Annotated in this window: 8 protein-coding genes; 3 read left to right on the top strand and 5 right to left on the bottom strand. The window is 44.1% G+C overall.

Annotated features, from left to right (window positions below; all coding sequences use genetic code 11):
- The coding region (locus OQJ86_RS15715) for a flagellin (protein WP_265988328.1) at nucleotides 1-261 on the top strand (261 nt) is incomplete at its 5' end.
- A 114-nt stretch (nucleotides 262-375) separates the two neighbouring features.
- Complete coding sequence (locus OQJ86_RS15710; protein WP_265988327.1) at nucleotides 376-1500, top strand: flagellin; 1125 nt, start codon at nucleotides 376-378, stop codon at nucleotides 1498-1500.
- 99 nt (nucleotides 1501-1599) lie between these two features.
- Here OQJ86_RS15710 and crr read toward each other — a convergent pair whose 3' ends face one another.
- From crr to cysZ, 5 genes are all read right to left on the bottom strand, one after another.
- Nucleotides 1600-2109 carry a PTS glucose transporter subunit IIA gene (gene crr / locus OQJ86_RS15705; protein WP_005425608.1) on the bottom strand — a complete coding sequence of 170 codons (510 nt, stop codon included), beginning with the start codon at nucleotides 2107-2109 and terminating at the stop codon, nucleotides 1600-1602.
- Nucleotides 2110-2214: 105 nt separating this feature from the next.
- The gene (ptsI, locus tag OQJ86_RS15700; RefSeq protein WP_042604265.1) at nucleotides 2215-3939 is read right to left on the bottom strand and encodes a phosphoenolpyruvate-protein phosphotransferase PtsI; all 1725 of its coding nucleotides are present in this window, start codon (nucleotides 3937-3939) and stop codon (nucleotides 2215-2217) included.
- 139 nt (nucleotides 3940-4078) lie between these two features.
- Nucleotides 4079-4336 carry an HPr family phosphocarrier protein gene (locus OQJ86_RS15695; protein WP_005436894.1) on the bottom strand — a complete coding sequence of 86 codons (258 nt, stop codon included), beginning with the start codon at nucleotides 4334-4336 and terminating at the stop codon, nucleotides 4079-4081.
- A gap of 298 nt (nucleotides 4337-4634) precedes the next feature.
- Nucleotides 4635-5603, bottom strand: coding sequence for a cysteine synthase A (cysK, locus tag OQJ86_RS15690; RefSeq protein WP_038865751.1), 969 nt, complete (start codon nucleotides 5601-5603; stop codon nucleotides 4635-4637).
- Nucleotides 5604-5767: 164 nt separating this feature from the next.
- Nucleotides 5768-6511 carry a sulfate transporter CysZ gene (gene cysZ, locus OQJ86_RS15685; protein ID WP_038865750.1) on the bottom strand — a complete coding sequence of 248 codons (744 nt, stop codon included), beginning with the start codon at nucleotides 6509-6511 and terminating at the stop codon, nucleotides 5768-5770.
- Between the two features lie 250 nt (nucleotides 6512-6761).
- On the opposite strand from cysZ, the gene zipA reads away from it, so the two are divergent.
- On the top strand, nucleotides 6762-7697 hold the full coding sequence (gene zipA, locus OQJ86_RS15680; RefSeq protein ID WP_038865749.1) for a cell division protein ZipA: 936 nt from the start codon (nucleotides 6762-6764) through the stop codon (nucleotides 7695-7697).

Below are 7697 nucleotides of genomic sequence, written 5' to 3'. Positions count from 1 at the left end.
GCTATCATTGATGCGGCATTGAAATACGTAGACAGCCACCGTGCAGAGCTAGGTGCTTTCCAAAACCGTTTCAACCATGCAATCAGCAACTTGGACAACATCAACGAGAACGTGAACGCGTCGAAGAGCCGTATCAAAGATACCGACTTCGCAAAAGAAACGACTCAAATGACCAAGTCACAAATTCTATCGCAAGCGTCAAGCTCAATTCTTGCGCAAGCGAAACAAGCGCCAAACTCAGCGCTAAGCCTACTAGGTTAATCAACCTAATACGACGCGATACAAAAGCCAGGCTCACCCCTGGCTTTTTGCTTATTCAAATCACGCATTAGGTACACCGAATAGGACAGGTGACAAGGAGTTCGTATCGATTAGATGGTCTCTTTAAATACCAATGTCACTGCGATGATGACGCAGCGACACCTCAGTCATGCGGCTGAGCAAAACATAGAGTCACAGCGAAATCTCACTTCAGGCTATCGGATTAACTCAGCCAGTGATGATGCTGCTGGTTTGCAAATTTCCAATACTCTTAATGTCCAAACAAGAGGGCTTGATGTTGCCTTAAGAAATGCGCACGACGCGTATTCGGTGGCACAAACTGCGGAAGGGGCTTTGCATGAGAGTAGTGATATATTGCAACGCTTACGTTCTCTGGGGCTTCAAGCTGCGAACGGCAGTAATGATTCAAGTGATCGGCAAAGTATTCAATACGAGGTCGTAGCGCTGCAAGATGAGCTTGATCGTGTCGCGATCACGACGACATTTGCAGATAAGAACCTATTTGATGGATCTTATGGTTCTCAAAGCTTTCATATCGGCGCGAATGCCAACTCAATCTCTTTGACGCTGAAAAATATGCGCAGCCATATCCCCGAGATGGGCGGCCAACATTATATTGGTGATACCGTTGATAAAGATTGGCGAGTTACGAGTGACAATCAAAGCATCTCATTTGAATATCTTGATAAAGAAGGGCGACACCAGACGGAATCTATCGAATTCAAATTGGGTGACCGCGTTGAACAAGTAGCGACTTATATCAATGCTCAGCAATCGATAGTAAGTGCCTCGGTAACAGAAAACCATGAACTGCAATTCTTTGCTTCAACCTTGAATGCGCCAGAAGGTGTAGAGCTGAAGGGGCGTTTAGCGAATGAGCTTGATGTAAGTTCCGGTGAGCTCGTTACTATGGATGATATCGATATGTCGACAGTTGGTGGGGCACAGCTTTCGATTGGGGTGATTGATGCCGCTATTAAGTATGTTGATTCACACAGAAGTGAAATCGGTGGCTTTCAAAACCGTGTCAGTGGCACCATGGATAACCTGAATACGGTGAACCGTAGTGTGACGGAATCCAAAGGACGGATACGAGATACGGACTTTGCTCGTGAGTCGACGGAGATGGTGCGTTCGAAAGTACTGCAAGATGCAACAACTGCATTGTTGGCTCAGGCGAAGCAGAAACCAAGCTCGGCACTTGGGTTGCTCAGTTAAACCAGTTTTAGCGATGAAAGTTGTTTGGAAACAAAAGCTTCAGGTAATAAAAAACGCTGCCAATGGCAGCGTTTTTTTCGTGTTAGGCTAGGTAAAAAATTACTTAGTTACACGTAGAACTGGAGTTTCACCAACAGTTACAGAACCAGAAAGCTTGTTCAGCTCTTTGATTTCGTCCATGTTAGAGATAACAACTGGAGTTAGCGTTGATTTCGCTTTCTCTTCTAGAAGAGCAAGATCGAATTCAATTACAGTGTCGCCAGCTTTAACAGTTTGACCTTCTTCAGCGATGCGCTTGAAGCCTTCGCCTTTTAGTTCAACAGTATCGATACCGAAGTGAACGAAAAGCTCAACACCGTCGTCAGACTCGATAGAGAATGCGTGGTTTGTTTCGAAGATCTTACCGATAGTACCGTTTACAGGAGCTACCATTTTGTTACCAGCAGGTTTGATAGCAATACCGTCACCAACGATTTTCTCAGCGAAAACAACATCTGGCACATCTTCGATGTTCACGATCTCACCAGAAAGTGGTGCGATGATTTCGATTGCACCTGCGTCAGCGCTGTCGTCAGATACTAGCTTCTTAAGTTTGTCAAACAGACCCATTGTGTCATGCTCCTAACGTTTTATTTAATTCTGTCGAATTATAGTATACCAATCTTACGAGATAGACGACTTTTTTTAACCGCCTATCCCATTGGAATTAGTTGATTATTGAGTTTTCTCTGCAATGAACTTTTCTACAACAGCTTCGATTTCTGCTGCTGTTGGTAGAGAAAGTGCTTCTTCAGCCATTGCTTTCACTTCTGCGAAGTTAGAGTTACGGATAACTTTCTTCACTTTAGGGATAGAGATGCCACTCATAGAGAACTCGTCTAGACCCATACCTAGAAGTAGAAGTGTTGCACGCTCATCACCTGCAAGCTCACCACACATACCAGTCCATTTACCTTCAGCGTGAGAAGCGTCGATAACTTGCTTAATCACAGTAAGTACCGCTGGTGATAGTGGGTTGTAAAGATGAGAAATCATCTCGTTACCACGGTCAACCGCTAGTGTGTACTGAGTTAGGTCGTTTGTACCGATAGAGAAGAAAGATACTTCCTTCGCTAGGTGGTGCGCGATAGCTGCTGCAGCTGGAGTCTCAACCATTACACCGATTTCGATGCTTTCGTCGAATGCATGACCTTCCGCACGAAGTTCCGCTTTGTACTCTTCGATTGCTTTCTTAAGCTCACGGATTTCTTCAACAGAGATGATCATTGGGAACATGATACGTAGCTTGCCGTGTGCAGATGCACGTAGGATACCGCGTAGCTGGTCACGTAGGATTTCACGACGATCCAAGCTGATACGTACTGCACGCCAGCCTAGGAACGGGTTCATCTCTTTTGGTAGATCCATGTATGGAAGATCTTTGTCGCCGCCGATGTCCATAGTACGGATGATCACAGACTCACCGTTCATTGCTTCCGCAACTTCTTTGTAAGCTTGGTATTGCTCTTCTTCAGTAGGAAGTGCATCACGGTCCATGAACAGGAATTCAGTACGGTACAGACCAACGCCTTCACCACCGTTACGGATGATACCGTCACAGTCTTTAACTGTACCGATGTTACCGCAAACTTCTACGCGGTGACCGTCAGTCGTTTCTGCGTGTAGGTCTTTTAGCTTCGCTAGTTCTTCTTTCTCAGCGATGAATGCCGCTTTAACTGCTTTCGCGTCTTCTAGTTCAGCTTCAGATGGGTTGATAACGACTTTGTTGTTCATCGCATCAAGAATCAGCATGTCGCCGTTCTTAACTTGCTTAGTGATGTCGTTAGTACCAACGATCGCTGGAAGTTCTAGTGAACGAGCCATGATTGAAGTGTGAGAAGTACGACCGCCGATGTCACAAGCAAAACCAAGAACATAGTCTAGGTTGATTTGTGCCGTTTCAGATGGCGTTAGGTCGTAAGCCACTAGGATAACTTCTTCATTGATGTCGCTTAGCGAAACAATGTTGATGCCTAGAGCGTTCTTAACGAAACGAGAACCGATGTCACGGATATCAGTTGCACGTTCTTTCAGGTATTCGTCGTCTAGTGACTCAAGAGCACATGCTTGCTCTTCGATAACTGAATGAATAGCGTGGTCCGCAGACATTTTGTCGTTTTTGATAAGTGCTAGGATTTCTTCTTCTAGCTCTTCGTCTTCAAGAAGCATGATGTGACCTTCAAAGATCGCTTCTTTTTCTTCGCCAAACGTTTCAAGCGCTTTTTGCTTGATAGTTTCTAGTTGAGCAGAAGATTTGTTACGAGCGTCAAAGAAACGTGCAACTTCTGCTTCTACTTGATCATCAGAAATAGTGTTTGTGTTTAGGACAATTTCATCTTCTTGAAGTAGTAGTGCTTTACCGATTGCAATACCAGGAGATGCTAGGATGCCTGAAATCATAGCCTTACCTTAAGTTGGTCAACTTTATAAAACGGGAGAATAATGGGTGCGCTAACGAATAGTATTAGCTTAGTTTTGAGCCTATTTCCAACGAAGCCATTTTGCTTTCACAAAATGGCTTCTGAAATAGGAGACCGAATTAGTGTAGTTGGTCCATTAGAGCAACTAGGTGGTCTACTGCTTGCTGAGCTTGTGGGCCTTCAGCAGAGATAGTTACTAGAGTACCTTTTACTAGGCCTAGTGTTTGCAGCTTGAATAGGCTCTTAGCGCTAGCGCTTTTACCGTTAGAAGTCACAGTGATGTCCGCGTCGAATGCTTTAGCTTCTTTAACGAACTGTGCAGCTGGACGAGTGTGAAGACCGTTTTCTGCTGTGATTTCTACTTGCTTCTCGTACATGTGATATACCCCAATAAATGTATTTTTTTGTTAGTTTGTGACTGAGTTTTAGATTAACTGCTTTACTTCTTGTGCGCTAGCACGGGAGAGTTCAAAGCGTGTCAGAACTGATACTAGTCAAAAGTTTGGTAATTACGCAACTGTTTGCGTGCACAATTACTTAGAAAACTTTTTGGTTTAGATTCTTTATTTTGAACCTAAAAATAAAACACCCTGATATTACCAAAGGTGGGGCAGGGATCAACAAAAAAGCCCCTGACCGGGGCTTTTTTAAACGAAAAATTGATTTGACCACATATTACTGTTGGTTCTCTTTCTCAGTAAAGATGCCAGCAAATAGTGCCGTACTTAGGTAGCGTTCACCTGAGCTTGGAAGTACAGTTACAATTGTTTTTCCTTCAAATTCAGGAAGTTCCGCAAGGCGGTTTGCTGCCACTACTGCTGCACCCGATGAGATGCCAGCCAGAATGCCTTCCTCTTCCATAAGGCGCTGAGCCATCTCAATTGCCTCTTCAGAAGTCACTTGCTCAACACGGTCCAAAAGCTCTAAATCTAGGTTGCCTGGGATGAAACCAGCGCCAATACCTTGGATTTTGTGTGGTGCTGGTTGGATTTCTTCACCTGCTAGTGCTTGTGCGATAACCGGTGATTCTGCTGGCTCAACAGCGACAGAAGTGATTGCTTTGCCTTTTTCACCTTTGATGTAACGGCTTGTACCAGTGATAGTACCGCCCGTACCAACACCTGCTACGAATACGTCGATTTCACCGTCTGTTGCTTCCCAAATTTCAGGACCCGTTGTCTTCTCATGAATCTCTGGGTTTGCAGGGTTGTTGAACTGTTGCAGAAGCAAGTATTTATCTGGGTTGCTTGCTACGATTTCTTCGGCTTTCGCAATCGCGCCTTTCATGCCTTTTGCTGCTTCAGTTAGCTCCAGATTTGCACCGAGTGCTTTTAGCAGTTTACGACGCTCAAGGCTCATTGATTCTGGCATAGTTAGCGTTAGCTTGTAACCGCGAGCTGCTGCTACGAATGCAAGCGCAACACCTGTGTTACCACTGGTTGGCTCTACTAGCTCAACGCCTGGCTTGAGCGTGCCTGCTTTTTCCGCTTCCCAAATCATGTTGGCACCAATACGGCACTTAACGCTGAAGCTTGGGTTACGTGCTTCGATTTTCGCCAAAACTTTACCTTTGCTCACTTTATTCAAGCGAACAAGAGGCGTATTACCAATAGTAAGAGAGTTGTCTTCGTAGATCTTGCTCATAGTGATGTTCCTTCATTACACGATTTGTGAATATGATTAGAAGAATATGCGGTATGAAAAAAAGGGAAAAGGATTAAAAAGTTATATCTTATGAGGTTGGTCGAGAATTGAACAAAATAACAGAGGAGGCTTATTCGGCCTCCTCTGATTGATTCAAAACTGCGCTATTGCTGGTGTTTAAACTCAGCTACCCACATTGCAGTTGCACCACATACAGCAACAGGCATAACAATGAGGTTGAGAATTGGAATGGTGGTAAATACGGAAACCAAAACACCAAACCCATAAGCTTTACCTTGCTTTTGTTTCAATTTGTAACGCATGTCATTGAACGGCACTTTATGGTTATCAAATGGATAGTCGCAGTATTGGATCGCCAACATCCAGGCTGTGAAGAAGAACCATAAGAAAGGTCCAACCGTTTGACCCAGAGCAGGAATCAACAACAACAGGAATAAACCAATCGCTTTTGGCAATACATACAGCAGTTTTCGCCATTCACGAGCCATAACACGAGGTACATCTTTGACCAATGCTGCAAACCCATCGTCATTGACTTTCTGACCAGTCAGCGACTCTTCTACTTTTTCAGCAAGCAATCCGTTGAATGGTGCGGCGATAAAGTTCGCTAAGGTGCTGAAAAAATATGAAAAGGTGGCGAGAATCGTTAGGACGAGAATTGGCCACAAGAGGTAAGTCAACCAAGACAGAAACTCAGGGAGTTGCCCAATCCAGCCTTCAATCCAAGCGTCTAAGTGAGAGAAAAGATAGAAGATAGCACCACCAACTAGCAATATATTCGCCAGCAGAGGGAGAACGACAAAACGTCTGATCTCTGGAGAGAGCGCCAATTGAATTCCGTATAGGAAATAACCAAAACCGGTTCTTTGTTGAATGTTCGACTTCATATCTATTTTATTTCTTGTGAGTGAAAACTCATTGTACCTGTCGATACTTTTCTTTCAATGCCCTAACAAATGAGGTCTTGTAAAGTGGAATCGTGGCAAGAATCACAACAAAAAACGGAACTTCTTGCATTAAGTTGTTCTAAACCTGCATATAGTTTTGGTAAAGTAAACGCATCATTCAGATTTATTGCACTTGGGTTACTGCTCAAGGATGTGCGAGTAGTAAGAACAGGTAGATTGAGAGTAAATAATGCAGGAATTGCGATTCGTACTCATTGTTGTTGGCGCATTAGCCATCGCCGCATTGCTTTTTCATGGCCTATGGACAAGCAAAAAAGAAGGCAAAGCGAAGTTTGGTAACAAACCACTTGGTAAGTTGGATGTTGACCAAGAAGAAAAAGAACCTCAAGAACAAGAGCGAGATTTTGCTCCTGCTCCAGAAGATGATTTCGAGATTATCCGTAAAGATCGCAAAGAGCCAGACTTTGGGATGGAAAGCTCGTTTGACAACAAGTTCGCCTCAGACCCTCTGATTGATGATGTTCTTGATGTAAAAGAGAAAGAGCATAAAGAAGAACCTGAGGTCCCTGCTTTTGTTGCAACTAAAGCGGAACAAGAGCCTGAGCCAGAAATTGTTGAGCCTGTTCAAGCGACGTTCGAAGAAGAGATTATCGAGCCAGTTTTCGAAGCTCCTGAAGTTGTCGAACCAGAAATCGATGTTGCACCAGTTGTTGTAGAGCAACCTGAAGAGCCAAAACCAGAACCTGAAATGCAAGTCATTGTGTTGAACGTTCACTGCGCTGGTGATGAGCCGTTCATCGGTACTAAGTTGTTCGATAGCATGCAGCAAAATGGATTGATTTACGGTGAGATGAATATCTTCCATCGTCATGTTGATTTGTCTGGTAACGGTAAAGTGCTCTTTAGTGTCGCCAACATGATGCAACCGGGCACATTAGAACATGGTGACCCTGCCGAATTCTCTACCAAAGGTATCTCGTTCTTTATGACATTACCTTGCTATGGTGAAGCAGATCAAAACTTCAACCTAATGCTGCGTATTGCACAACAAATTGCAGACGATATGGGTGGTAATGTCCTTGATGACCAACGAAACCTAATGACGCCGGATCGATTGGCATCTTATCGTCGTCAAATAGTTGAGTTTACTGCCGCTAGCGCATAA

It is taken from the genome of Vibrio sp. Sgm 5, assembly GCF_026241575.1.
Taxonomy (GTDB): Bacteria; Pseudomonadota; Gammaproteobacteria; order Enterobacterales; family Vibrionaceae; genus Vibrio; species Vibrio jasicida.
This window is presented reverse-complemented; position numbering and strand designations above follow the sequence as displayed.